This window comes from Lysobacter sp., assembly GCF_035655815.1.
In the GTDB taxonomy this organism is placed as follows: Bacteria; Pseudomonadota; Gammaproteobacteria; order Xanthomonadales; family Xanthomonadaceae; genus Lysobacter_J.
On the sequence record NZ_DASRTS010000007.1, the window covers coordinates 1 to 23,709 of the forward strand.

21 protein-coding genes are annotated in these 23,709 nt (G+C 70.0%); 10 read left to right on the forward strand and 11 right to left on the reverse strand.

Features of this window, described 5'->3' with window-relative positions; translation table 11 throughout:
- Positions 1-170 precede the first annotated feature (170 nt).
- The 3 genes from VFE83_RS00915 to VFE83_RS00925 all read left to right on the forward strand — a co-directional run bounded on the left by VFE83_RS00915 (position 171) and on the right by VFE83_RS00925 (position 3,603).
- Positions 171-632: a (2Fe-2S)-binding protein gene (locus tag VFE83_RS00915; RefSeq protein ID WP_324902979.1), complete on the forward strand. Its 462-nt coding sequence runs from the start codon at positions 171-173 to the stop codon at positions 630-632.
- Positions 633-816: 184 nt separating this feature from the next.
- The gene (locus tag VFE83_RS00920; protein ID WP_324902980.1) at positions 817-3,003 is read left to right on the forward strand and encodes a xanthine dehydrogenase family protein molybdopterin-binding subunit; all 2,187 of its coding nucleotides are present in this window, start codon (positions 817-819) and stop codon (positions 3,001-3,003) included.
- 9 nt (positions 3,004-3,012) lie between these two features.
- A complete protein-coding gene (locus VFE83_RS00925; protein ID WP_324902981.1) occupies positions 3,013-3,603 on the forward strand; it encodes a hypothetical protein in 591 nt (196 codons plus the stop codon).
- A 508-nt stretch (positions 3,604-4,111) separates the two neighbouring features.
- On the opposite strand, the gene VFE83_RS00930 is transcribed toward VFE83_RS00925, so the two are convergent.
- From VFE83_RS00930 to VFE83_RS00945, 4 genes are read right to left on the reverse strand one after another with little or no spacing between them, the layout of a single operon-like run.
- Entirely contained in the window at positions 4,112-7,282 is a 3,171-nt protein-coding gene (locus tag VFE83_RS00930; protein ID WP_324902983.1) for a CusA/CzcA family heavy metal efflux RND transporter, read from the reverse strand.
- A gap of 31 nt (positions 7,283-7,313) precedes the next feature.
- The gene (locus tag VFE83_RS00935; protein WP_414674666.1) at positions 7,314-8,567 is read right to left on the reverse strand and encodes an efflux RND transporter periplasmic adaptor subunit; all 1,254 of its coding nucleotides are present in this window, start codon (positions 8,565-8,567) and stop codon (positions 7,314-7,316) included.
- Complete coding sequence (locus VFE83_RS00940; RefSeq protein WP_324902984.1) at positions 8,564-9,841, reverse strand: TolC family protein; 1,278 nt, start codon at positions 9,839-9,841, stop codon at positions 8,564-8,566. Before VFE83_RS00940 ends, VFE83_RS00935 begins: the two co-directional genes overlap by 4 nt.
- A 55-nt stretch (positions 9,842-9,896) precedes the next feature.
- Positions 9,897-10,268 (reverse strand): DUF2946 family protein, encoded by a 372-nt coding sequence (locus tag VFE83_RS00945; RefSeq protein ID WP_324902985.1) that lies wholly within the window; start codon positions 10,266-10,268, stop codon positions 9,897-9,899.
- 113 nt (positions 10,269-10,381) lie between these two features.
- Here VFE83_RS00945 and VFE83_RS00950 point away from each other — a divergent pair, with 113 nt between their 5' ends.
- The 5 genes from VFE83_RS00950 to VFE83_RS00970 all read left to right on the forward strand — a co-directional run bounded on the left by VFE83_RS00950 (position 10,382) and on the right by VFE83_RS00970 (position 14,291).
- A complete protein-coding gene (locus tag VFE83_RS00950; protein WP_324902986.1) occupies positions 10,382-11,308 on the forward strand; it encodes an energy transducer TonB in 927 nt (308 codons plus the stop codon).
- A 40-nt stretch (positions 11,309-11,348) separates the two neighbouring features.
- Positions 11,349-12,047: an alpha/beta hydrolase gene (locus VFE83_RS00955; protein ID WP_324902987.1), complete on the forward strand. Its 699-nt coding sequence runs from the start codon at positions 11,349-11,351 to the stop codon at positions 12,045-12,047.
- A gap of 86 nt (positions 12,048-12,133) precedes the next feature.
- Complete coding sequence (locus VFE83_RS00960) at positions 12,134-12,874, forward strand: LytTR family DNA-binding domain-containing protein (protein ID WP_324902988.1); 741 nt, start codon at positions 12,134-12,136, stop codon at positions 12,872-12,874.
- Between the two features lie 43 nt (positions 12,875-12,917).
- On the forward strand, positions 12,918-13,835 hold the full coding sequence (gene hemC, locus VFE83_RS00965; RefSeq protein ID WP_324902989.1) for a hydroxymethylbilane synthase: 918 nt from the start codon (positions 12,918-12,920) through the stop codon (positions 13,833-13,835).
- 102 nt (positions 13,836-13,937) lie between these two features.
- Positions 13,938-14,291, forward strand: a complete 354-nt coding sequence (locus tag VFE83_RS00970; RefSeq protein ID WP_324902990.1) for a hypothetical protein — start codon at positions 13,938-13,940, stop codon at positions 14,289-14,291.
- A gap of 16 nt (positions 14,292-14,307) precedes the next feature.
- On the opposite strand, the gene VFE83_RS00975 is transcribed toward VFE83_RS00970, so the two are convergent.
- The 6 genes from VFE83_RS00975 to VFE83_RS01000 all read right to left on the reverse strand — a co-directional run bounded on the left by VFE83_RS00975 (position 14,308) and on the right by VFE83_RS01000 (position 20,776).
- Positions 14,308-14,964: a DUF481 domain-containing protein gene (locus tag VFE83_RS00975; protein WP_324902991.1), complete on the reverse strand. Its 657-nt coding sequence runs from the start codon at positions 14,962-14,964 to the stop codon at positions 14,308-14,310.
- A 105-nt stretch (positions 14,965-15,069) separates the two neighbouring features.
- Entirely contained in the window at positions 15,070-16,044 is a 975-nt protein-coding gene (locus tag VFE83_RS00980; RefSeq protein ID WP_324902992.1) for a dimethyl sulfoxide reductase anchor subunit family protein, read from the reverse strand.
- A gap of 9 nt (positions 16,045-16,053) precedes the next feature.
- Positions 16,054-16,887, reverse strand: a complete 834-nt coding sequence (locus VFE83_RS00985; RefSeq protein WP_324902993.1) for a 4Fe-4S dicluster domain-containing protein — start codon at positions 16,885-16,887, stop codon at positions 16,054-16,056.
- A gap of 6 nt (positions 16,888-16,893) precedes the next feature.
- On the reverse strand, positions 16,894-17,109 hold the full coding sequence (locus tag VFE83_RS00990) for a hypothetical protein (RefSeq protein WP_324902994.1): 216 nt from the start codon (positions 17,107-17,109) through the stop codon (positions 16,894-16,896).
- A complete protein-coding gene (locus VFE83_RS00995) occupies positions 17,106-20,141 on the reverse strand; it encodes a molybdopterin oxidoreductase family protein (RefSeq protein ID WP_324902995.1) in 3,036 nt (1,011 codons plus the stop codon). Before VFE83_RS00995 ends, VFE83_RS00990 begins: the two co-directional genes overlap by 4 nt.
- A 23-nt stretch (positions 20,142-20,164) precedes the next feature.
- Positions 20,165-20,776, reverse strand: coding sequence for a hypothetical protein (locus VFE83_RS01000; RefSeq protein ID WP_324902996.1), 612 nt, complete (start codon positions 20,774-20,776; stop codon positions 20,165-20,167).
- A gap of 138 nt (positions 20,777-20,914) precedes the next feature.
- Between VFE83_RS01000 and VFE83_RS01005 the strand changes: the two genes are divergently transcribed.
- A complete protein-coding gene (locus VFE83_RS01005) occupies positions 20,915-21,883 on the forward strand; it encodes a YafY family protein (protein ID WP_324902997.1) in 969 nt (322 codons plus the stop codon).
- Between the two features lie 412 nt (positions 21,884-22,295).
- Here the strand turns inward: VFE83_RS01005 and VFE83_RS01010 are convergent, their stop codons facing one another.
- Positions 22,296-22,769, reverse strand: coding sequence for a hypothetical protein (locus VFE83_RS01010; RefSeq protein ID WP_324902998.1), 474 nt, complete (start codon positions 22,767-22,769; stop codon positions 22,296-22,298).
- Between the two features lie 195 nt (positions 22,770-22,964).
- Here VFE83_RS01010 and VFE83_RS01015 point away from each other — a divergent pair, with 195 nt between their 5' ends.
- Positions 22,965-23,672, forward strand: a complete 708-nt coding sequence (locus tag VFE83_RS01015) for an SDR family oxidoreductase (protein ID WP_324902999.1) — start codon at positions 22,965-22,967, stop codon at positions 23,670-23,672.
- Positions 23,673-23,709: the final 37 nt, after the last annotated feature.

Sequence of the window (23,709 nt, forward strand, 5' to 3'; positions counted from 1 at the left end):
TGTTTCGCCGCGTTTCCGCGCCGTGCCCGCCGGGACGCTCGGCAGGATTGATCTAGACTTTCGCAGGATCGTGCAAGGCGCCCGTTTCGTCCTTCGCGCACACTTCGCCCGATGCATCCCTGCCTGATAAGAGATAACGCCCTGCCCGGGCCTTTCCGTGGAGAATCAGCATGCCCACCTCGCTCGTCCTGAACGGCAAGAACGTCACCCTCGACGTCGATCCCAACATGCCCCTGCTCTGGGCCATCCGGGAAAGCGCCGGCCTGCACGGCACCAAGTTCGGCTGCGGCATGGCCCAGTGCGGCGCCTGCACCGTGCAGCTGGACGGCACCGCGGTACGTTCCTGCGTGCTGCCGGTCTCCGCGGTCGCCGGCAAGCGCGTCACCACCATCGAGGGTATCCAGAGCAAGCCCGGCAAGGCCGTGCAGGACGCCTGGGTCAAGCTCCAGGTACCGCAGTGCGGCTACTGCCAGTCCGGCCAGATCATGTCCGCAGCCGCGTTGCTGGCGACGGTGCCGGCGCCGAGCGATGCCGACATCGACCAGGCGCTGTCCGGCAACCTGTGCCGCTGCGGCACGTACCAGCGCATCCGAGCGGCAGTGCATCGCGCGGCGGAGCTGGACAAGGCCTGAGAACGTCCGCCACCGATCCGGTCGCGGGAGCGGCCGGGCGGTGAGCGACGCGCAACGCCTTCGAACCGCAGCGCCGATCTGCACCGATGCTGGCTGGACGCCGGATGCGACACGCCAGCCAACCCGAATGCACTGCCTTCTCCCCACACGGGAAGGAAGACCTGAAGAACCGCGGAGCTTTCCGATGAACGCACCGATGCATCCCTCGCGTCGCACCTTCCTGAAGGCTTCCGCCACGCTCGGCGCGGGCCTGGTGGTCGCCTTCGTCGTGCCGGGCGCGAAGCGCTTCGCGATGGCCGCGCCCGAAGCGGCCGCTGCGGCCTCCACCGGCCTGGCGCCCAACGCATATCTGCGCGTCGGCGACGACGACAGCGTGACCGTGCTGATCGCGCATTCGGAGATGGGCCAGGGCATCTGGACCACGCTGGCGATGCTGATCGCGGAGGAACTCGACGCCGACTGGTCGAAGATCAAGGTGGAACACGCGCCCGCCGCGCCACCGTACGCGCACACCGCGTTCGGCATGCAGATGACGGGCGGCTCCACCACCACGTGGTCCGAGTTCGACCGCTATCGCCAGGCCGGCGCCACCGCGCGCGCGCTGCTGGTGGCCGCGGCCGCCGCGAAGTTCGGCGTGCCCGCCGCGCAGGTGCGCACGGAGAACGGCTTCGCCATCGCCGGCGAGCGGCGTGCGCGTTACGGCGAACTGGTCGAGGCGGCCGCGAAGCTGCCCGCGCCGGCCACGGTCGCCCTGAAGGACCAGAAGGACTGGAAGCTCATCGGCCAGCCGACCAGGCGCCTGGATACGCCGGAGAAGATCAGCGGGCGCGCGCAGTTCGGCATGGACGTGCAGTTCGAAGGCCTGCTCACCGCGCTGGTCGCGCGCGCGCCGGTGTTCGGCGGCACGGTCAAGTCGTTCGACGCCACCGCCGCGAAGGCCGTGCCCGGCGTGCGCAACGTGGTGCAGGTGCCCAGCGGCGTGGCGGTCGTCGCCGACCATTACTGGGCGGCCAAGCTGGGACGCGACGCGCTGAAGGTCGAATGGGACCTCGGGCCGCATGCGGCCGGCCTGGACAGCGCCGCGCTGCGCGAGCAGTTCCGCACGCTTATCGTCACCGACGGCGCCATCGCGACCCAGGCCGGCGATGCGAAGGCCGCGCTGGGCAAGGCCGCGACCACGGTCGAGGCCGAATACCACGTGCCGTACCTGGCGCATGCGCCGATGGAACCGCTGAACTGCGCGGTGAAAATCGCGGACGGCCGCTGCGAGATCTGGACCGGCACGCAGTTCCAGACGCTGGATCAGCAGATCGCGGCGAAGATCACCGGACTGGCGCCGGAACAGGTGCAGATCCACACCACCTTCCTCGGTGGCGCGTTCGGCCGCCGCGCGACGCCGACGTCGGACTTCGTGTCCGAAGCGGTGCACGTGGCGAAGGCCGCCAACGCGCCGGTCAAGACGGTCTGGACGCGCGAGGACGACATCCGTGGCGGGTACTACCGCCCGATGTACGTGCAGCACGCGCGCGTCGGGCTGGACGCGCAGGGCAGGCCGGTGGCCTGGCACCAGGTGATGGTCGGCCAGTCGATCATCGCCGGCTCGCCCTTCGAGGCGGCGATGCTGAAGAACGGCATCGACGCGACGTCCGTCGAAGGCGTCGCCGATTCGCCCTACATCCGCGACGTGCCCGACCACCGGGTCGAGCTGCATTCGCCGCAGACCGGTATTCCCGTGCTGTGGTGGCGTTCGGTCGGCCACAGCTACAACGGCTTCGTGATGGAGAGCCTGGTCGACGAACTCGCGCATGCGGCCCGGCAGGATCCGGTCGCGTACCGGCGCACGCTGCTGGAGAAACACCCGCGCCACCTGGCCGCGCTGAACCTGGCGGCGGAAAAGGCCGGCTGGGGTTCGGCGCTGCCGCAGGGCCGCGCGCGCGGCGTCGCGGTGCATGAATCGTTCGGCAGCTTCATCGCGCAGATCGCCGAGGTATCGGTGGATCGTTCACCGCAGGCGCGGTATCCGATCCGCGTGCACCGCGTGGTGTGCGCCATCGACTGCGGCCTGGCGGTGAATCCCGAAGGCGTGCGCGCCCAGATGGAATCGGGCATCGCCTTCGGCCTGGGCGCCGCGCTGCACAGCGAGGTGACCTTCCGCGACGGACAGGTGCAGCAGTCCAACTACCACGACTACCAGGTGCTGCGCCTGGACGAGATGCCGAAGGTCGAGGTCCACAACGTGCCCAGCACCGACCGCATGGGCGGCGCCGGCGAACCCGGCACGCCGCCGATCGCGCCGGCCGTGGCCAACGCGATCTTCGCACTCACCGGGCAGAGGCTGCGCGAGCTGCCGCTGCGTTTGCCTTCCGCCTGAGGACCCATCATGCGCACAGCCATTTTCCGCGCGGTTTCCGCCGCGACGCTGCTGATCCTGGCGGCCTGCTCGCAGGGCGTGAGCCCGGAGCAGCAGGCCGAGGGACTGCAGGCCTTCGCCACGGTGGAGCGCGTGTTCCAGCATCCGCGCTGCAGCAACTGCCACATCCCGGGCGACCAGCCGCTGCAGTTCGACACGCAGACGCCGCACATGATGGGCGTGGTGCGCGGCCCGAAAGGCGAGGGCGCGGCCGGCCTGCCGTGCGCTGCGTGCCACGGCGAGGCCAACCTGCCGGCGAGCTACGGACCGAATGCGCCTCCGGGCGCACCGCACTGGGCACTGCCGCCGCCGGACCAGAAGATGGCCTGGATCGGCGTGCCCGGCCGCGAGCTGTGCGCGATGATCAAGGACCGCGCGCGCAACGGCGACCGCGACCTCGACGCGATGTTCAAGCACGTCGCCGAGGACAAGCTGGTGCTGTGGGGCTGGGCGCCGGGCGGCAACCGCAAGCCGGTACCGGTGCCGCACGACCAGTTCGTCGCCGCGTTCCGCACGTGGATGGACAACGGTGCGCCGTGTCCGGGCGCGCAGGGCTCCTGAGCCGCGCGATTCATCGGCGACGATCGCCGGTTAGCCGGCTCCTGCAACCCTCACATCGACGTTATGTAGGAGCGAGCTTGCTCGCGACTTAGACGCGACACGTCCGTCACGTGACGATGATGGCGAGCGGTCGCCAGCAAGCTGGCTCCTACGGGAAAACGTGTGGTGGATTTCGTAGGAGCGAGCTTGCTCGCGCGTCGCCGGCAAGGTGGTCCCTACGGGAAAACGTCTGGTGGATTTCGTAGGAGCGAGCTCTCTCGCGACTTTGCGGATGGACACGAGACGAGCACTACCCGGCACATATCGATGATGGCGAGCGGTCGCCAGCAAGCTGGCTCCTACGGGAAAACGTCTGGTGGATTTCGTAGGAGCGAGCTCGCTCGCGACGAAGCGCCGCAGGAATGAGGCAGGGCGATCGACATCCGCCCTGGTCTTCCTCTGACCAATGCAACGCGTCGAACCAGGCCATTCCGACGGGCACACCGCGCAGTCGCTGGAAAGCCGGCTCCTACGACCGTGCCCCGCCATCGCGCGCGTGCAACCACGCATACAGCGCCGGCAGCACCAGCAGGGTGAGCAGCGTCGAGGAGACGATGCCGCCGATCACCACCGTCGCCAGCGGTCGCTGCACTTCCGATCCCGCGCCGACGTTGAACGCCATCGGCAGGAAGCCGAGCGACGCGACCAGTGCGGTCATCAGCACCGGACGCAGCCGCCCCAGCGCGCCGTCGGACAACGCGCGCTGCAACGGCACGCCCTGCGCACGCAGGCGCCGCACGAACGACAGCATCACCAGCCCGTTGAGCACCGCCACGCCCGAAAGCGCGATGAAGCCCACGCCGGCCGAGATCGAGAGCGGAATGCCACGCAGCGCCAGTGCGACCACGCCGCCGGTCAGCGCCAGCGGCACGCCGCTGAACACGATGCCCGCATCCTTCGCCGAACCGAATGCCCAGAACAGCAGCGCGAAGATCAATACCAGCGTGGCCGGCACCACCACCGCCAGGCGCCGGCTGGCCGAGATCAGCTGCTCGAACGTGCCGCCGTAGCCGATCCAGTACCCGGCCGGCATCGTCACCTCGCGCTGCAGGCGTTGCTGCAGCTCGTCGACGAAACCGCCCAGGTCGCGCTCGCGCACGTTGGCGGTGACCACCACGCGACGCTTGCCGTTCTCGCGGTTGATCTGGTTGGGGCCCAGCACGGTTTCGACGCGGGCGACCTCGCGCAGCGGCACCGTCCGCGGCGTGCCGCTCGTCCAGTCGGCGGCGCGGCTGGATTCGTCGGCGTTGGCGTCGTCGCGCAACGGAACCGGCAGGTCCGCGAGGCGTGCGGGATCGCTGCGCAGCGTCTCCGGAAGGCGCACGACGATGTCGAAGCGGCGGTCGCCTTCGAACAGTTGCCCCGCGACTTCACCGCCCACGGCCGTGGCGACCGTGTCCTGCACGTCGCCCGCGTTGAGGCCGTAACCGGCCAGTGCGCGCCGATCGGGCGTCACCGACAGCAACGGCAGGCCGCTGGTCTGTTCGACCTTCACGTCCGCCGCGCCTGGTACCTGGCTCATGACGCGCTTCACCTGCTGCGCGAGGCGCTCCAGCGTGGCGAGGTCGTCGCCGTACACCTTCACCGCGACGTCCGCGCGCACCCCGGAAATCAGTTCGTTCATGCGCATCTGGATCGGCTGCGTGAACTCGTAATTGTTGCCGGGCAGCCGCTGCGCGACGGCTTCCAGTTCGGCCAGCAGCTGCGCGCGCGGTTTGCGCGGGTCCGGCCACTGCGCACGCGGCTTGAGCATCACGTAGGTGTCGGTGACCGACGGCGGCATCGGATCGTTGGCGATCTCCGCGGTGCCGATCTTGCTGAAGACGCGCTCGACCTCCGGCAGCGAGGCGAAGCTGCGTTCCAGCTGCGCCTGCATCGTCACCGCCTGGCTGAGGCTGGTGCCGGGAATGCGCATCGCGTGCACGGTCACGTCGCCTTCGTCCAGGCTGGGGATGAACTCGGTGCCCAGCCGCGTGGCGAGCAGCGCGCACAGCGCGACCAGCGCCGCGGCACTACCGATGACCCATGAACGATGTGCGAGCGTCCACGCCAGCACCGGCCGATAGCGGTGCTGCAGCCACGCCATCGCGCGGCCTTCCTGTTCCGCGACGCGCCCGCGCAGGCACAGCGCGATCGCCGCCGGCACGAACGTCAGCGACAGCAGCATCGCGCCGGTCAGTGCCAGCACCACGGTGATTGCCATCGGGTGGAACATCTTTCCCTCGATCCCGGTCAGCGCGAACACCGGCAGGTACACCGCGGTGATGATGCCAACGCCGAACAGACTGGGCCGGATCACCTCCACCGTGGCCGCGGCGGTGAGGTCGAAGCGTTCCTCGTCGCTGAGTTCACGCGCCAGCGCGCGCTGTGCCTCGCCGAAGCGGCGCAGGCAGTTCTCCACGATGATCACCGCGCCATCGACGATCAGGCCGAAGTCCAGCGCGCCCAGGCTCATCAGGTTGCCCGAGACACCGCCGCGCACCATGCCGGTCATGGTGAACAGCATCGACAGCGGGATCACCGCGGCGGTGATCAGCGCGGCGCGCAGGTTGCCCAGCAGCAGGAACAGCACCGCGATCACCAGCAGCGCGCCTTCGACCAGGTTCTTGCTGACCGTGGCGATGGTGCGGTCCACCAGCGCGGTGCGGTCGTATACGGGCTCGGCGCGCACGCCGGCAGGCAGGCTGGCGTTGGCCGCTTCCACGCGTGCCGCCGTGGCCTGCGCGACCTCGCGGCTGTTGGCCCCGACCAGCATGAACACCGTGCCCAGCACCACCTCGCGTCCGTCCTGCGTGGCCGCGCCGTTGCGCAGCTCCGGCCCTTCGCCGACGCTGGCGACGTCGTGCACGTGGATCGGCACGCCATCACGGCGGGCCAGCACGATGTCGCCGATGGCCTCCGCGTCGGCCACCTGCCCGGGCACGCGCACCAGGAACTGCTGGCCGTTGCGTTCGATGTAGCCCGCGCCCATGTTGCGGTTGTTGGCCGCCACCGCATCGACGATGTCGCGCAGCCCGAAGCCGAGTGCGACCAGCCGCGCCGGATCCGGTGTGATGTGGATCTGCCGCGCGTAGCCGCCGATGGTGTTCACCTCGGTCACGCCCGGTGTGTTGCGCAGCTGCGGCCGCACCACCCAGTCCTGCAGCGTGCGCAGGTCGGTCGAAGTCCACACGGTGCCGTCGGGCTTGCGCGCCTTCGGGTCCGCTTCGACCGTGTACATCAGGATCTCGCCCAGGCCGGTGGCGACCGGGCCAAGCTGTGGTTCCACGCCTTCGGGGAGCTGCGACTTCACCTGTTGCAGACGCTCGGCTACCTGCTGCCGCGCGAAGTACAGGTCGGTGCCGTCCTCGAACACCACCGTCACCTGCGACAGGCCGTACCGCGACAGCGAGCGCGTGTAGTCGATGCGCGCCATGCCGGCCAGCACGGTCTCCAGCGGAAAGGTGATGCGCTGTTCGGCCTCCAGCGGCGAATAGCCCGGCGCCTCGGTGTTGATCTGCACCTGCACGTTGGTGATGTCGGGCGTGGCGTCGATCGGCAGGCGCTGGAAACTCCAGACGCCCAGCGCGACCAGCGCCAGGGTCAGCGCCATCATCAGCCAGCGATGGGCGATGGCGAATCGGATGATCTTCTCGAGCATGTCTGTTCCTCGAAGCGTGGGCGTCGCCCGCTCAGTGATCGTGCGAAGCGCCGGCCTTCTCGATGTCGGCCTTGACCAGGTAGCTCTGCCCGACGACGACGGCGTCGCCGGCGCGCAGGCCGGAACGGACCTCCACGTGCGTGCCGTCGCGGCGCCCCGTTTCGATCGGCCGCACCTCGTAGGTGTCGCCGACGCGCACGAACACCACGTCCCAGTCGCGGAACGTCTGCAGCGCGGTCAGCGGCACCGCCAGCGCCACCGACTGCCGCGCCACCGTGACGCGCGCGGTCACTGCCGAACCCGGACGCCAACGGCCGTCCGCGTTGTCCAGCGTGGCGCGCGCCACCGTGCTCTGGCTGGCGGTGGCGGTGCCGGGCAGCACGCGTTCCAGCGTCGTCTGCGCCTGCACGCCATCGCTCATGCGCGTCACCGTGACCGGCGCGCCGGGCTGCAGGTGCGTGGCGTCGGCGCCGAACACGTGCAGGTCCACCCACAGCTTCGACAGGTCGGCGATCTCGAACAGCGGCGCGCCTTCTGCGACCACCGCACCCACCGTCGCGTTGCGCGCGAGCACCACGCCGGAGATCGGCGCGGTGACGCTGTACTGCGTCAGGCTGAGGTTGCTCTCGATGCTGGCCAGCGGTTGGCCCGCGCGTACGCGGTCGCCAACTTTGGCGCGCAACGCACGCACGGGACCGGGAAAGCGCGCCATCGCGCTGGCGACCCGGCCTTCCACCGGCGTGAGCAGGCCCTGCACCTCGTGCTCGTCCGCGATCACGCCGGGGCCGGCGGGCTCCACGCGGATGCCGGATTCGCGCGCCACCGCCGCGGCGATGGTGGTGCGTCCCTCGTAGCTCGGAAACTGCCAGCGCAGCGTGCGGCCCTGGAGGCGTGCGGTGACCGTGACGTCGAAGGAGTGCGGTTCGCCGACGACGCCCGCCGCCGCGAGCCGCCCGTCGCGTCGCGCGCGCAGTACGTGCGTCTCGCGCACGTTACCCAGGCGCAGCAACGCCACGTCCACTTCACCCGCGCTTGCCGGCAGGGGCTTGCCGTCGCGATACAGCCACGCCTCGTACGTCGGCGGCACGCCGTCCTCGACGATGCCCAGCTCCACCGTGTAGCCGTCCTGCTGCAGCAACCGGCCGCCGTGGGCGCCGCGCGCCGGTTCTTCCTGCGTATGGGCGGCTTCGCCTTCGTGCGGGTGTGGCGTTTCGCCGCCGCCGCAACCGGTGAGCAACAGCAATGCGGTCAACGCCGAAGAAACAAGGATCGAGCATGCGTTCACGGGGAGACTCCCGGTTGCGTCGCGCCGGCCGGCTGCACGAGGGCTTCGCCGGTCAGACGCTGGATTTCGATGAGGGCGCGCCGTGCTTCCAGCGCGGTGTCCAGTTGCTGGCGGGCGAGTGCGCTGCGTTCGGACTGCAGCTGCGCCCATTCGAGATAGCTGATGGCGCCCGCGCGATACGCGCGTTCGGCGGCGGCCTCGGCGCGTGCCAGGCGCGGTAGGACGTCCTCGCCCAGGCGCACCACTTCCATCTGCGCCACGCGGTAGCGGCCGTGCGCTTCGACCAGGGTGGAATACAGCGACATTCCGCGCGCCTCGCGCTCGACTTCCAGCACTGCGAGTTCGGCTTCCGCCGCGCGGATCTCCGGCCGGGCACGTCGCGCCTGGCCCAGCGGCAACGACGCACCAGCCACCAGCGCCACGTCGTCGCTCTCGCGCAGTGCGCGTACGCCGAACTGCCAGTCGACGTCGGCGTGCGACTGCGTGCGGGCCAGCTGCAGCCGCGCCTCGCCGATGCGGCGCTGGTCCGCGAACCGGAGCAGTTCTGGCGTGCGCTCCAGCGTCGCTGCCAGTACGTCGAAGTCGGCGATGTGCGGCAGGTCCAGCAGGTCGACGGTGGCCAGTTCGAAATCCGGTTCGCGCTGGCCCCACAAGGCGGCCAGGTGCTGGCGCGCCGCCACCGCGGACTGTTCGGCGCGACGCCGGTCCAACTCGGCGCGCGCAAGCGCGGCCTGTGCGGCGAGCCATACGGACTCCGGCGACGCGCCCGCATCCAGTCGCTGGCGTGCGGCGGCCACGGTGCGCCGCCGCTGCACGATGTCGGCGTCGGCCAGCTCGCGTTGGCGCTGTGCGGCGGCCACGGCGAGGTAGCGCCGCGCGACTTCGGCCAGCAGGTCCAGGCGCGCGGTCTCGCGCTCAAGGGCCAGCGCATCGATGCGGCTTTGCGCCATCGCGCGCCGTACCTCGCGCTTGCCGCCGCGTTCGAGCACGGAAGCCAGGCTCAGGGTGAGTTCGGCGCCGTCGAGCGCGGCGTACCCGCCGCTACCGAAGGCGTTCTCGATCTCGACACCGGCGCGCAGCGGCGGACGCTGCAGTGCGGTGTCGAGTTCGGCCGACAGCGCCTGGCCGCGCAGCGGCGTCAGGCGCAGGTCGGGATGGACGGATGCGACGCGCGCGAACGCATCGTCCAGGGTCAGGCGGTCGACGGCATGCGCGGGCGGGGCCAACGCAGGCACGACGACCAGCGCGGCCAACGCCGCGAGTCGCGAAAACATGGGAACGCTCCGATGTCGTGTGGACGGAACGCCGGCGCCTGGGCCGGCGGAACGCTCACGCCACGATCGGAGGCCGGAACGGTGCGGCGTGCGGCGCCGGACGGAAGGCCATCGCATGCGCCCGGATCGGCGAAGCGGTGGCGGGTGCGGACAGCACCAGGTCCAGGCGCGGCAGCACGGCAGCCTGCTGGCCGCAGCAATGGGTCAGGTGGAAGTGGCTGTCGTCGTGCGGACTTTGGCCATCCGTCGAAGGATCGCTCTGCACGGCATGTGCGTCCTCGTGGGTATGGCCGTCGCCGGCCAGCACGGCATGCGAGAGCAGTTCGTGCATTTCCTCGGCGATCGCCAGCGACGGCTTCAGCGCCACGCCGGCCAGCAGCAGGCCGAGCAGCACGAATCGCAGGACGGGGGCGAAGGCACGAGGCATCGCCGCAAGCGTACGCGTGTCCGAGGGCGATACACAATTTCGAACGCCGCGCTGCCGCATTGCCGTCACACGCGCTTCCTACCCTGTGCGCGCTTTTCGACAGGGGCAGTGAGATGCAGTACGGCTGGAAGTGGGGTGCGCTGGCGTTCGCGCTGGCGATTGCGGGGTGCAGCCAGGCGCCGCAGCAGGTGGATGCAGGCGCGCAGGCCGTGCAGGAAACGCCACAGCTGCCCCGGCCGGTGCTGGACGATCTCGATGCCGACAGCCTGCGCACGCGCGCCGAACAGGCGTTGCGCGAGCAGCGCATCCACTCACCCGCGGGCGATTGCGCGGTGGACTACTACCTCGCACTGCGCGAGCGTTCGCCCGAAGCGGCGGGCGTGGCGAGTGCGTTGACCGAGCTGCAGCCGTACGTGCTGATCGCCGCTGAGCAGGCGCTGTCGCGCAACGAACTGCAGGAAACGAACCGGCTGCTCGCGCTGCTGGCGCGCATGGACGCCGGCGCGCCCGCGCTGCCACGCCTGCGCGAGGGCCTGCGACTTGCACAGGCGCTTGCAGATCGCGAGGAAGGCGCTCGCGAGGCCGCCGCCTCGCTCGCACGCACCGTACCACCCACACCTGCGACGGCTCCCTCACCGGCACGCACGCAGTCGGTACAGACGCCGCCCGCAGCGCCGACGCCGGTTCCCGTCGTAGCCGCTGCCGAGCCGCCGCCTGCGCCCGCTCCGAAGATCGAAGCACCGAAGGTGCAGGCGCCGCCACCCGCGCCGCGCGCATTGCCCAAGCTGATCGCCGACGCCGCACCGCGCTATCCGCTAAGCGCGCGCAACCGGCGCATCGAGGGGCGCGTGCAGGTCGCCTTCACCATCCAGCCCGACGGCACCGTCGCCGATGCGCGCGCCGTGTCGGCGCAGCCGCAGGGCGTGTTTGAAGAGGCTGCCCTGGCCGCCGCTTCGCGCTGGCGTTTCGAGGCCACCGGCCAACGCCTGGGCACGGTGCGCACGGTGATGTTCAACCTGCCGCCGGAGAAGAACGGCTGACGCGCTGGCGACGCGCGGTGGCAGCGGCGACAATGCCCGCATGAACGACACCGCCACGCTGCTCGACGCCGTCGAATTCGAAACCGGCTCCGATCCCCGCTGGACCGTGCTCTGGCTGCACGGCCTGGGCGCCGACGGCCACGACTTCGGACCGATCGTGCCCGAGCTGGTGCGCCGGCACTGGCCCGCGCTGCGGTTCGTGTTCCCGCACGCGCCGGTGCGGCCGGTGACCATCAACAACGGCATGCGCATGCGTGCGTGGTACGACATCGTCAGCTTCGACTTCGACGCGGTACACGCCGGCAAGCGCGCCGATGCCGCGGGCGTGGCGGAGTCGGTGGCGCAGGTCGAGGCACTGATCGCGCGCGAAGGCGAGCGCGGCGTGCCGCCGGAACGCATCGTGCTGGTCGGCTTCTCGCAGGGCGGGGCGATCACGCTGTCGGCCGGCTTGCGCCGCAAGGTGCCGCTGGCGGGCCTGGCCGGCCTGTCGACCTACCTGCCGGAAGCGCCGGAGCAAGCCGCCGCCGCGCTGCAGCAAGCCGCCATTACCCAGCCGCTCTTCATGGCGCATGGCCAGTTCGATCCGGTGGTGCCCGCCGCCATCGGCGAGCGCGGCGCCGCGGCGATGAAAGCGATGGGCTTCGACCTGGAATGGCACGTGTACCCGATGGCGCACCAGGTCTGCGCCGAGGAAATCCAGGCCCTGGGCGACTGGCTGGACCGCCGCTTCGCCGGCTGAGGGCAGTCCACCGCCCCATTGGCAGCCGGACCCGGGCCGGGGCTACCATGCGTGCGTGGTCTGCCTACAGGGGAATGGAGGCGCCGATGAGGGTAGTGATTGCCGATGACGAGCCGCTGGCGCGCGAGCGCCTGCGCGGACTGCTGGCCGAGCAGCGCGGCGTGGAAGTCGTCGCCGAAGCCGCCGACGGCCAGCACGCATTGCATGCATGCGCCGAACACCGCCCCGACCTGGTCCTGCTCGACATTGCCATGCCGGGCATCGACGGACTGGAAGCGGCGCGTCACCTGGCCGCATTCGAGCCGCGCCCGGCCGTGGTGTTCTGCACCGCCTACGACGCGCATGCGCTGTCGGCCTTCGAGGCCGAAGCCATCGACTACCTGGTCAAGCCGGTGCGCGCCGAGCGCCTCGCGGCCGCGCTGGAGCGCGTGCGCACCTTCGCGGCCGGCCGCGAACGCACCGCCGCCGCGACGGGTGCCCCGCAGGGCGGCCAGCGCCGCAGCCACCTGTGCGCGCGCCTGCGCGGCAGCCTGCGCCTGATTCCGGTCGAGGACGTGCACTACCTGCACGCCGAGGAGAAGTACGTCGTCGTGCACCACGCGCGCGGCGAGGACCTCATCGAGGAGTCGCTGAAATCGCTCGAGGACGAGTTCGGCGAACGCTTCGTCCGCATCCACCGCAACTGCCTGGTCGCGCGCCACGAAATCATCGAACTGCGCCGCGCCCCCGACGGCCACGTGCAGGCGGTGCTCCGTCACGGCAAGGCGCCGCTGGAAGTCAGCCGCCGCTGCGTCGCGGGGCTGAAGGAAACGCTCAAGCACCTGTGATGCGGTCGGTCGGGGCATGCGCCGCATCGGCGATAATGCGCGGATGAACACGCTGCGCATCGCTACCCGCAAGAGTCCGCTCGCCCTGTGGCAGAGCGAACACGTCGCCGAACGCCTGCGGGCGGTCTTTCCGGGGCTTCACGTCGAACTGGTGCCGATGAGCACGCGCGGCGACGAGGTGCTGGACCGTTCGCTCGCGGCCATCGGCGGCAAGGGGTTGTTCCTGAAGGAACTGGAGCTGGCGATGCTGCGCGGCGAAGCCGACTGCGCGGTCCATTCGCTCAAGGACGTGCCGATGGAACTGGAGCCCGGGTTCGCGCTGCCGGCCATCCTGGCGCGCGCCGACTACGCCGATGCGTTCGTGAGCAACCGCTACGACGACATCGCCGCGTTGCCGCAGGGCGCACGGGTGGGCACATCGTCGCTGCGTCGCCAGGCGCAACTGCGCGCGCGGCGCCCGGACCTGCAACTGCTGGACCTGCGTGGCAACGTCAACACGCGCCTGGCCAAGCTCGATGCCGGCGAGTACGACGCCATCGTGCTGGCCTGCGCGGGCCTGCAGCGGCTCGGTTTCGAATCGCGCATCCGTTCGCGCATGCAGGCGCCGCAGTGGCTGCCCGCGCCGGCGCAGGGTGCGGTAGCCATCGAATGCCGCGAGGACAACCTGGCGACGCGCGAACTGTGCGCGCGCCTGGACGACGCCGCCACGCGCACCTGTGCCGAAGCCGAGCGGGCGATGAACCGCGCGCTGCATGGCAGCTGTCACGTGCCGGTCGCGGCATTCGCACAATTGAACGGCGAGCACCTGCACCTGGCCGGCCTGGTCGGTTCGGCATCGGAAGGTCGCCTGGTGCGCGCCGAAGCCGAAGGTCGCGGCGATGCGCCGGACGCATTGGGGCTGGACGTCGCGCAGAAGCTGCTGGCGCAAGGCGCGGGCGAGCTGATTTCCGCATCACACTGAAGGCCAGGCGACGGGGCGCCCTGACGTCGCATCGACATCGTCGACACGGCGGGCTCACCGGTGCCGGCCTAGGCTGGCACCGGTTCAGATGAGGAGCGCGGCATGCTCCAGACCGCATCGATCCTGCTGGTCATCACCGCGTTGGGCGGCTTGCTGATGGCGGGCATCCGTTTCGCGACGCGACACAATCCCCCCGCCTGGCTGGCGATGCTGCACGGACTGCTCGCAGCGTCGGGCCTTACGCTGCTGGTGTATGCGGCCTGCACGCAACCGGTGCCATCGCTGGCGGTGCTCGCGCTGGTGCTGTTCCTGCTGGCCGCGACGGGCGGCGCGATCCTCAGCCTGGCCTACAAATGGCGGCAACGGCTGCTTCCGGCATGGCTCGTGCTGACGCATGCGCTGGTGGCCGCGACGGGCCTGATCCTGCTGTTGCTGGCCGCGTTCGGCGGGGACTGATCCGCGACGGCGTTCGTCAGAACCGGCGGCGCAACTCGATGCGGCTCTCCGCGGTTTCCTTGCCGCCGCCCGACTGGGTGTCGTGGCGGATCGCGAAGTCGCTTTCCAGCGTCCAGTTGGGCCACAGGTTCACGTCCAGGCTTACCGACTGCTTCACGAAAGCCTCGCCGCGGCCGCTTTCGAACTGCACGCGCTGCGTCCACAGCGCACGTTCGCCGATCTGCTGGCCGAAGTTGAGTTCGCCGCGCAACACCGGGCCGGGCTGGTTGATGCCGTCGTCGTACAGCGGCGCCAGTCGGTAGCCGGCACCGAGCGCCAGGCCGATCCGCGTCGGCCCGTCGCGCACGGCATCGACTTCGTAGCGCGTGCCGATGCGGAAGTCGTTGGAGTACAGCGAGCTGCGGTCGCGCGGCGTGGCCGGCGCGCCCAGCGGCGCATAGCTCTGGCTGCCGGGCAGACGCAGGGTGCGGCGGTGGGATTCGGTCGGCTCGACCGGGGCCGGGGCGGACGTCGCCAGCCGCCACTCCGCGTCGCCGCAGCGGGTGGAAAAGCAGTACAGCCGCATCTGCGCCGGATCGCTCGCGATGGCGATCAGCGTCGGGTCGCCATTCAACGCTGGCGACGGCAGGGTGAGGAAGGCGCCGCTCAAGGCGAGCCCAAGTGCACCGAGCATGGTCAGGCTGTATGAATGCGGAGGAAAACGCGCTGAAAACGCTTCCAGTCGCGCCCGGGCAGTTTGCCAGAACCTGGATGAATTGGCTTCGAACCCGCCGGCGCGTCAGTAATAAAGCGTGACGACATGCCGGGCCTGGGCGAAGAAGAGCCAGCGTTCCACCGCCACGCCGATCAGCGCCAACGCCGCGGCGAGCGTGAACACCGGCCCCGCCCAGTCCGGATGCGCCCAGGCCAGCCAAGCCGCCACGGCCGGCACCAGAGCGAACAGCAGCACCGCGATGGCCCGCAGCGGCCGCGCATGCTTGCGGGCCAGCACGTAGCCCATCTCGCGATTGAGGTAGTTGTCCTGCGTGTGCGGGCGCTCGAACACCGTGACGTCGCGTCCCGGCAGGCCCACTGCATCACCGCGCGTGGCGCCGAGCGACTGGCGGTCGATGCGGAACCAGTACGCCAGCTTCATCACCGCGGTAGCGGCGGTCAGCGCGAAGGTGACCAGCAGGTTCACCGCCAGCGCTTCATCCGACAGCCCGGCCCAGTTGGCCAGCGCCATCATCAGCAGCCAGCCGCTGAGCACGGCGAAGGCGAAATACAGCGGTACCACCAGCGCCTGCCGCCACGCGGGAATCGGCTTGAGCGAGGCATAGATCATCGCGGTGCAGCCGATGGTGCACAGCGCCAGCAGCATCATCAGGCCGGCCAGCCACGCCATCGCCGACCAGATCGCGGCCGGTGCGCGACCGATCAGCGCGGCACCGAGCAGGCCCAGCATGCACAGCACGACCAGCGCCGTGAGCACCGCGAACACGCCCTCGCGCGAAAGCCACGAACTGCGCCATTGCGAGAACGCACGCCAAGCGCGCCCGGGCTTGCCCAGGTGGAACATCGAGCTGAGCAGCCCCAGCGTGGTCAGCACGAAGCCCAGCACCAGCAGCACGCCCCACAGCAGCGCCACCGCGCCGTGCGCGGGCGCCCGGCCCTGCAGCGCGGGCAGCAGGATCAGCCCGCCGGCCCACAGCAGCAGGCCGTAGCCCGCGCCCGACAGCGTCGTGAAGAGGATGACGGAGAACGCAGGATGCATGCGTGAGACTCAGCGGCTGAGGACGCGATCGAGCCAGCGCAGCACCGGCGGCAGCGCGCTCGTGTCGAGGGTTTCGGTGGCGGTGTTCGAAGCGTTCGCGTCACCGGCGCGGCGCGGACGCGGCGGCAGGTACTTGTTCACGGGCCGGTAGCTCAGTTGCGGCAACAGATCGACGCCACCGCGCTCGGCCACCAGCTTCGAGACCTTAGATTCCGGATCGCCCAGATCGCCGAAGTGGCGCGCACGTGTCGGGCAGGCCTGCACGCAGGCCGGCTGGCGTTCGGCCTCGTCGAGGTTCTCGTTGTAGATGCGGTCGATGCACAGCGTGCATTTCTTCATCACGCCCTCGACCGCGCTGTACTCGCGCGCGCCGTACGGGCACGCCCACGAACACAGCTTGCAGCCGATGCACTTGTCCTCGTCCACCAGCACGATGCCGTCCTCGGCGCGCTTGTAGCTGGCGCCGGTGGGGCACACGGTCACGCAGGCCGGCTGCTCGCAGTGCAGGCACGAGCGCGGGAAATGCAGCGTCATCGCGGGCTGCGAGGCCATCGCCGCCAGCGTCGTCGTGCCGCTGCACGCGCTTTCGCGTGCCGGTGCGGAGGCGTGCGGGTCGAACGCCGGCGTGGTGAAGTCCGTCGCCGCCACCTCGTAACTGTGCACGCGGTTGAACCACACGCCGGTCGGATCCTTGCCGTACGGCTGCTCGTCCGTGAGCGGCGCGGCGAATCCGCCGGCGTTCCATTCCTTGCAGCTCACCGCGCAGGCGTGACAGCCCACGCAGGTGTCCAGGTCGATCACCAGGCCCAGTTTCTTCTTCGACGGCGGAGGCAGGTCGGTCATGCGGGTTCAGCGGCGTTTGGCGGTGCTGATCAGCCATACGCCGATCGCGAACAGGGCGATGCCGAAGCTCACGCTCGGCAGCATGCCGATGAGCAGCGGCGTCATCGACGTGGCCGAACCGGGCGTATGCACCGGATCGAACAGGCCGAAACTCATCAGGATCATCACGGCGAAGCCGAGCACGATGCACAGCCAGCCGGCGAACAGTCGTATGGATTTCATCGGCTCGTGCCTTTCTCTCTGGCCGCGCGGAACTGGGCGCCGTAGCGCAGCGGCCGGTCGTCGGCCTCGCCCAGCTCGAGCGCGGCGAACTGCGGCGCGCTCGCGCTGGCGTCGGCCACCTTCGCGATGCGCACGCGCAGATCGAACCACGCCGCCTGTCCCGTCACCGGGTCGGCGTTGGCGTAATCGCCCCGTGGCGTGATGTCGGAAATCAGGTGATTGAGCAGGAAGCCCTGGCGTCCTTCCGGCGCATCCTTGCCCAGGCGCCACGCACCGCGCCGCTTGCCGATGGCGTTCCAGGTCCACACGGTGTCGGGCTGCACGTTCGCGGCGAACCTCGCCTGCACCACGATGCGGCCGTGGTGCGAGACCGCCTCGATCCAGTCCTCGTCGCCGATGCCGTACCGCGCGCCGGTGTCGGGATGCAGGTACAGCCAGTTGCGCGCGGCGATCTGCCGCAGCCACGCATTCTGCGAACCCCATGCGTGGTACATGAACATCGGGCGCTGGGTGACGGCGCTGAGGGGGAATGAGTGGCTCTGATCTTGATCCGGGCTTTGGCTTCCGCCTTTCGCCCCCTCTCGTGCCTGCAGGGCAGGGTTGGGGAGGGGTGAAGTGCACAGCGCCGCATCATCGGCAACGTCCCGCGCGTCCCGGCCCTCACCCCAACCCCTCTCCCGGGGGGAGAGGTGCTTTCCTGAGTCGACCTGCGCGCCTTCAAACGGCTCGTACCACATCGGCAACGGGTCGAAATACGTCGCCACGCGCTCGCGGTGTTCGTCCGGCGGCTGCATCGCGCCGTGTCCCTGCGCGGCGAGGCGGAACTTCTGCAGCGTTTCCGAATACAGCTGCAGCACGATCGGCTCGGCCGTGGCCAGGAAGCCCATCCGCTGCGCCCAGTCCAGGTAGCCGCGGTTGGCCATCTTGAAATAGCGCGCGTGCTCGGGGATCTCGCTGCGCCAGAAGCCGCCGTTTTCGATGTAGCGCTGCAACTGTTCCGGGTTCGGCAGGCCCTTCGCCTCGCTCTCGCCATGCGTGCCGCGCCAGCCGGCCAGCAGGCCGACGCCCGGCGCGCGCTCGTGCCGCACGATGTAGTCGGCGTAGTCGCGGTACTTCGGCGAGCCGTCCTCGTTCGACAGGCCTGGTAGGCCGATGCGCGCGCCCAGTTCGATCAGCACCGACTGGAAGCCGCGCACGTCGCGGCCTTCGCGTTGCCTGGACGCATCCAGGACCGGATGGCGGATCGCATCCGCGGCACCATCCGCGTCGGAAATCGGCCGGTCGAGCAGGCTGATCGCGTCGAAGCGCTCCAGGTAGGTCGTGTCCGGCAGCACCAGATCGGCGTAGGCCACCATTTCCGACGCGTACGCATCGGCGTAGATGATGCGCGGGATGCGGTACTCGCCCGCGTCGTCCTTGTCGGTCAGCCACGCCATCGTCTGCGCGGTGTTCATCGACGAATTCCAGCTCATGTTCGCCATGAACATCATCAGCGTGTCGATGCGGTACGGATCGCCCGCCCACGCATTGCGGATGACCGTATGCATCATGCCGTGCGCCGCCAGCGGGTAGGCCCACGAGAAGGCGTGGTCGATACGGCGCGGCTGCCCGTCGCCGTCCACCACCAGGTCTTCCGGGCCGTGCACGAATCCCAGCGGCGCCGCGTCCAGCACGCCGTTGGCCTGGCGTGACTTGCCCGGACGGTTCGGCGGCGGCAGCGGCTTGGGAAACGGCGGCTGATACCGGAACGAACCCGGCGCATCCACGGCGCCCAGCAGCATCTGCAGCAGGTGCAGCGCGCGGCAGGTGTGAAAGCCGTTGCTGTGCGCACTGATGCCGCGCATCGCGTGCATCGATACCGGCCGCGCCTGCATGTGCGTGTGCTCGCGGCCCCACGCATCGGTCCATGCGATCGGCAGCTCGAACGCCTGCTCGAACGCCGCATTGGCCAGTTCGCGCGCGATGCGGCGGATGGTGTCGGCGGGAATGCCGCAACGTTCGCTCACCGCGTCGGGCGCGTACTGCGGGTCGAGGTAGCGTTCGACGATGAGGTGGAACACCGGCACGGCACGGCGGCCGTCGCGCAGCGTGTACTCGCCGACCACGCGCGGCGCGATGCCGATGTCGTCGGCGCGGGCGAAGCGGTGCGCCTCCACGGCGCACAGCACGTGGCCGTCCAGGTCGCGTGCGAACAGCCCGTCGTCGGCGCCGCCCGGCTCGCGTACCACCAGCCAGTGCGCGTTGGTGAAGCGCACCAGGTAATCCAGATCGATGCGGTCGGCCTTCAGCAGTTCGTGCACCAGCGCGAACGCGAACAGCCCGTCGGTGCCCGGCCGGATGCCGATCCATTCGTCGGCGATGGCGCCGTAGCCGCTGCGCACCGGATTCACCGCGACGATCTTGGCGCCGCGTTCCTTCAGTCGCCCCAGCCCCAGCTTGATCGGGTTGGAGTCGTGGTCCTCGGCCACGCCCCACAGCATCAGGTACTGCGTCTGCTCCCAATCGGGCTCGCCGAACTCCCAGAAGCTGCCGCCCACCGTGTACAGCCCGCCGGCGGCCATGTTCACCGAGCAGAAGCCGCCGTGCGCGGCGTAATTGACCGTGCCGAACTGCTGCGCCCACCAGCCGGTGAGCGCCTGCGACTGGTCGCGGCCGGTGAAGAAGGCCAGTTCGTCGGGGTTTCGCTCGCGGATCGGCTTGAGCCAGGACGTGGCGATTTCGAGCGCTTCGTCCCATTCGATCTCGCGGAACTCGCCCGCACCGCGCTCGCCCACGCGCAGCAGTGGCTTGTCCAGCCGCGCCGGCGAGTAGTGCTGCATGATCCCGGCCGAGCCCTTGGCGCACAGCACGCCGCGGTTCACCGGGTGCTCCGGATTGCCCTGGATATAGCGGATCTGGCCGTCCTTCAGCCACACCTTGATGCCGCAACGGCACGCGCACATGTAGCACGTGGTGGTCTTGACCTCGTCGCCGATCTCGGGCGAGGTGTCGATGGCTGGCTCGTCGGCGTACGACGTCTGGGGCGCGCGCATCCCGACATTGTGCCTGCGCGGCACTAGGGGCGACACCGCCTGCGTTCGTAATCGATCTGCTGCTGCAGTGCGGCGCTGTCGCCGTCCAGCGCCAGATCGTCGATGTTGCGGCGATGTTCGCGGCAGGGTTCGTCCGGATCGCGTGCGCCGAACATCCGGCCAATGCCCGACACCACGGTCGCCACGCTGGTCTGCCGGCGCATGCGGAAGCGCTCGGCGCCTTCGCCAGGCAGGCGTACCTGGCGATCGGCCAGGGGGTCAGGCGGCTGCGCCGGGTCCGTCGCGGCCGCATCGCGCGCCTGCATCAGGTACACGGCGGAGAGTGGATGGCCGGGCTCCGGTTCGCGCGCGGTGGCTGCCGGAGCGATGGCCGCAGCGGCAACTTCCACGCGCGCCCGCGGCATCGGGCGCGATGCTGACGCGGTGGCCACGCGACCGGCTGTTGCCGATGATTCATCGTGCGGTGTGACGGGTTCGCGTTCGATCCACACCACCTGCAGCGGCGCATCGACGAGCGCAGGCACCAGGATCGGCCGCATCATCCGCGAAAGTCCCCAGAACATCGCCGTTGTGGACAGCACCGCCACCGTGGCGGCCAGCCATGTCTCGCTGCGCGTTCCCTGCGTCGAATCCATCACACCCCCTGGCGATGCGGCCGCAGTATCGTGGGGGCCCGGTTAAACCCCAGTTACGCCGGAGTTGGCCCGCGCCGGTGCTGGCGATGCCCGGGGCGGGGTGCGATCCTTTCCGTCCGAAATCCCCTACCCGCGATCATGGAACGCATAGAACGCATCCACGCCCTGCACCGCATCCTCAGCGCCGCGCGCTATCCGGTGACGGTGCAGCGTCTTCAGGAAGATCTGGAATGCTCCCGGGCAACGGTCTATCGCGACCTGGCCTACCTGCGCGACTACCTGATGGCACCGGTGGTCGGCAACGGCGAAGCCGGCTTCCGCTATGACCACAGCGATGGCGACCGCTTCGAACTCCCCGGCCTGTGGCTGAGTTCCGAGGAACTGCACTCGCTCCTGGCCGCGCAGCAGTTGCTGGTGCGCAGCGGCGGCGGCGTGCTGTCGAACGCACTGGCGCCGCTGCAGCACCGCATCGAGAAGCTGCTGGACGAACACGCCGGCGGACGCCGCGTTCCGGTCGAACGCGTGCGCGTGATTCCGCACCGTACCCGGCGCCTGGACGAGACCGCGTTCCGCACCGTGGCCACCGCGGTGCTGGATCGCAAGCAGCTCAGCTTCGAATACCGCGCGCGCTCCACGGACGAGCAGACGCGCCGCACGGTGTCGCCGCAGCGCCTCACGCACTACCGCGAGAACTGGTACCTCGACGCCTGGGACCACGGCCGCGAGGCGCTGCGCAGCTTCGCCGTCGACCGCATCAGTGCCGCCAGGCTCAGCGACGAGACCGCGCGCGACGTGCCCGACGAGGAGCTCGACCAGCACCTGGCGTCCAGTTACGGCATCTTTTCCGGTACGCCCAAGGGCTGGGCGACCATCGTCTTCAGCCCGAAGGCCGCGCGCTGGGTGGCGGACGAGCACTGGCACTCGCAGCAGCAGGGGCGTTTCCTGCCGGACGGCCGTTACGAGCTCAAGGTGCCGTACAGCGCCGGCCGCGAGCTGCTGATGGACGTGATGCATTACGGCAGCGACGCCGAGATCCTCGAGCCCGCGTCGCTGCGCGAGCAGGCGCGAGCGCTGCTGCAGCTGGCGCTGAGCAACTACGAGCGCTGAGGCAAAAAGAAGGCTGCGGCAACGCGCCGCAGCCTGTGGGGGTCAGTTGGGAGAGGCACCCGTGGGATGCCCGGCCGGCTCGCCCCGGCCGCCGACAAGCTTCCGCAGGCGCGCGACGCGCGGCCATGCGAATTAGTCGGCTCTACCCGGCGTCGTCTGCGCGATAAGAGCCGCGGAGCAGCGGGCTGCGGATCGAGAATGGACAGCGCGGCGCATGTGGCCTCGTCAGGTCGCGCGAGCCGCGACGCTGCCGCCACTCGAACGCGCAGGCCACGAGCAGCGCGAGCAGTGCGCCGCAGACCGGCAGTGCAGTCGAATGGGACATGGAAGCCTCGCGCCGGGAAGTGGCGCGAGGCTAGGTGGCGGCGGGTGCCGTCTCCATGGGATCAGTCCGAAACGACCGCGTCCGCGCTCACGGCAGAGGCGTGCCCTGGTCGGCGATCGCCAGCCAGCGGTGCCCGTCGTGGCTGTAGGTGACGCCGGTGTACGCGCGCTGGCGGTAGCCGATGCGCGGAATCTCGTACACGGTCTCGTACAGGATGAACGCCGAATTGCAGCCGTCCACCACGCGATACACCTCGGTCCAGCTCCACAGCGCCTCGCGATTGGCGAAATGGCTGGCCAGCGTGGTCATGATCGAGTCGATGCCGGTGCGCACGGCGCCGCTGGCGAATACGGTGATGGCGCGTTCGTCGTGCACGGCGCGGAAGGTCTCGGCGTCGTAGTCGCGGAAGGATTCCATGTCCATGCGCTGCGCCAGTTCGAACTGGCGGGCGCAGCCGCGCGCGCGGTCGCCGTCGTGGTCGCCGGCGAGCGCCGCCAGCGGCAACAGCGTGGCGGCCGTGAGCAACAGGGAGCGGAGCAGGGTGCGGTGGCGCTGGGTCATCGTCGTGTCCTCGACGTGGGGGAGGCAGGACGACGGTAGGCCCGCAAGCGGCCCCATTCGAGAGCCACTGTGCGCGCGATGCATGGGGCCAATGCCCGCGTCGTCCCGGCAACCCTCGATGCGCCCGGATGTCCTATTCGTCCCGCGGGCCGCGCGGGCAGCCTCATCACACCCGCCCTCCCAAGCGAGACGAAGATGGACATCCGCGACGCCGTCGTCCTGGTCACCGGCTCCAATCGCGGCCTGGGCCGCGCGCTGGTGGAAGCGTTCCGCGAAGCCGGCGCGGGGAAGGTCTACGCGGCCGCACGCCATCCCGCGTCGGTGGACGTGCCGGGTGCGATTCCGGTTGCCCTGGACGTGACCTCGGCCGATTCCATCCATGCCGCCGCGCGCGAATGCGCCGACGTCAACGTGGTCGTCAACAACGCCGGCATCTCGCGCAGCGGCGTGCTGCTCGCCACGGACGGCGAAGCGCGGGCACGCGAGGAACTGGAAACCAACCTGTTCGGTGCCTGGCGCGTGGCGTCCGCGTTCGCGCCGATGCTTGCGGGCAACGGCGGCGGCGCGCTGGTGAACGTGTTGTCCGTGCTCAGCTGGATCAGCCTGCCCGGCACGTCCACCTACTGCGTGTCCAAGGCCGCGGCATGGTCGATGACCAACGGCCTGCGCCACGAACTGGCGGGGCAGGGCACCCTCGTCATCGGCGTGCACATCGGCCTGATGGACACCGACATGACCGCGGGCGTGGACGTGCCAAAGATCGCGCCGCAGGACGTGGCCGCGCAGATCGTGCAGGCGGTCGCGCAGGGGCACAACGAAGTGCTGGCCGACGAGACCTCGCGCCGGGTCAAGGCCAGCCTGTCGAGCCAACAGGCCGCATACCTCGCCCCCGCTGGCGGTTAGCCGACGACGGCGCGTCGCGCCTGCCTGCGCGACGTGG

Coding starts and splice junctions, on each gene's coding strand:
- VFE83_RS00975 (WP_324902991.1), bottom strand. CDS start 14,964: ATGCTCGGTGCACTTGGGCTCGCCTTGAGCGGCGCCTTCCTCACCCTG.
- VFE83_RS00940 (WP_324902984.1), bottom strand. CDS start 9,841: ATGTTTTCGCGACTCGCGGCGTTGGCCGCGCTGGTCGTCGTGCCTGCG.
- VFE83_RS01005 (WP_324902997.1), top strand. CDS start 20,915: ATGGAACGCATAGAACGCATCCACGCCCTGCACCGCATCCTCAGCGCC.
- VFE83_RS00985 (WP_324902993.1), bottom strand. CDS start 16,887: ATGACCGACCTGCCTCCGCCGTCGAAGAAGAAACTGGGCCTGGTGATC.
- VFE83_RS00955 (WP_324902987.1), top strand. CDS start 11,349: ATGAACGACACCGCCACGCTGCTCGACGCCGTCGAATTCGAAACCGGC.
- VFE83_RS01015 (WP_324902999.1), top strand. CDS start 22,965: ATGGACATCCGCGACGCCGTCGTCCTGGTCACCGGCTCCAATCGCGGC.
- VFE83_RS00995 (WP_324902995.1), bottom strand. CDS start 20,141: ATGCGCGCGCCCCAGACGTCGTACGCCGACGAGCCAGCCATCGACACC.
- VFE83_RS00950 (WP_324902986.1), top strand. CDS start 10,382: ATGCAGTACGGCTGGAAGTGGGGTGCGCTGGCGTTCGCGCTGGCGATT.
- VFE83_RS00980 (WP_324902992.1), bottom strand. CDS start 16,044: ATGCATCCTGCGTTCTCCGTCATCCTCTTCACGACGCTGTCGGGCGCG.
- VFE83_RS00970 (WP_324902990.1), top strand. CDS start 13,938: ATGCTCCAGACCGCATCGATCCTGCTGGTCATCACCGCGTTGGGCGGC.
- VFE83_RS01010 (WP_324902998.1), bottom strand. CDS start 22,769: ATGACCCAGCGCCACCGCACCCTGCTCCGCTCCCTGTTGCTCACGGCC.
- VFE83_RS00930 (WP_324902983.1), bottom strand. CDS start 7,282: ATGCTCGAGAAGATCATCCGATTCGCCATCGCCCATCGCTGGCTGATG.
- VFE83_RS00915 (WP_324902979.1), top strand. CDS start 171: ATGCCCACCTCGCTCGTCCTGAACGGCAAGAACGTCACCCTCGACGTC.
- hemC (WP_324902989.1), top strand. CDS start 12,918: ATGAACACGCTGCGCATCGCTACCCGCAAGAGTCCGCTCGCCCTGTGG.
- VFE83_RS00920 (WP_324902980.1), top strand. CDS start 817: ATGAACGCACCGATGCATCCCTCGCGTCGCACCTTCCTGAAGGCTTCC.
- VFE83_RS00990 (WP_324902994.1), bottom strand. CDS start 17,109: ATGAAATCCATACGACTGTTCGCCGGCTGGCTGTGCATCGTGCTCGGC.
- VFE83_RS01000 (WP_324902996.1), bottom strand. CDS start 20,776: ATGGATTCGACGCAGGGAACGCGCAGCGAGACATGGCTGGCCGCCACG.
- VFE83_RS00945 (WP_324902985.1), bottom strand. CDS start 10,268: ATGCCTCGTGCCTTCGCCCCCGTCCTGCGATTCGTGCTGCTCGGCCTG.
- VFE83_RS00925 (WP_324902981.1), top strand. CDS start 3,013: ATGCGCACAGCCATTTTCCGCGCGGTTTCCGCCGCGACGCTGCTGATC.
- VFE83_RS00960 (WP_324902988.1), top strand. CDS start 12,134: ATGAGGGTAGTGATTGCCGATGACGAGCCGCTGGCGCGCGAGCGCCTG.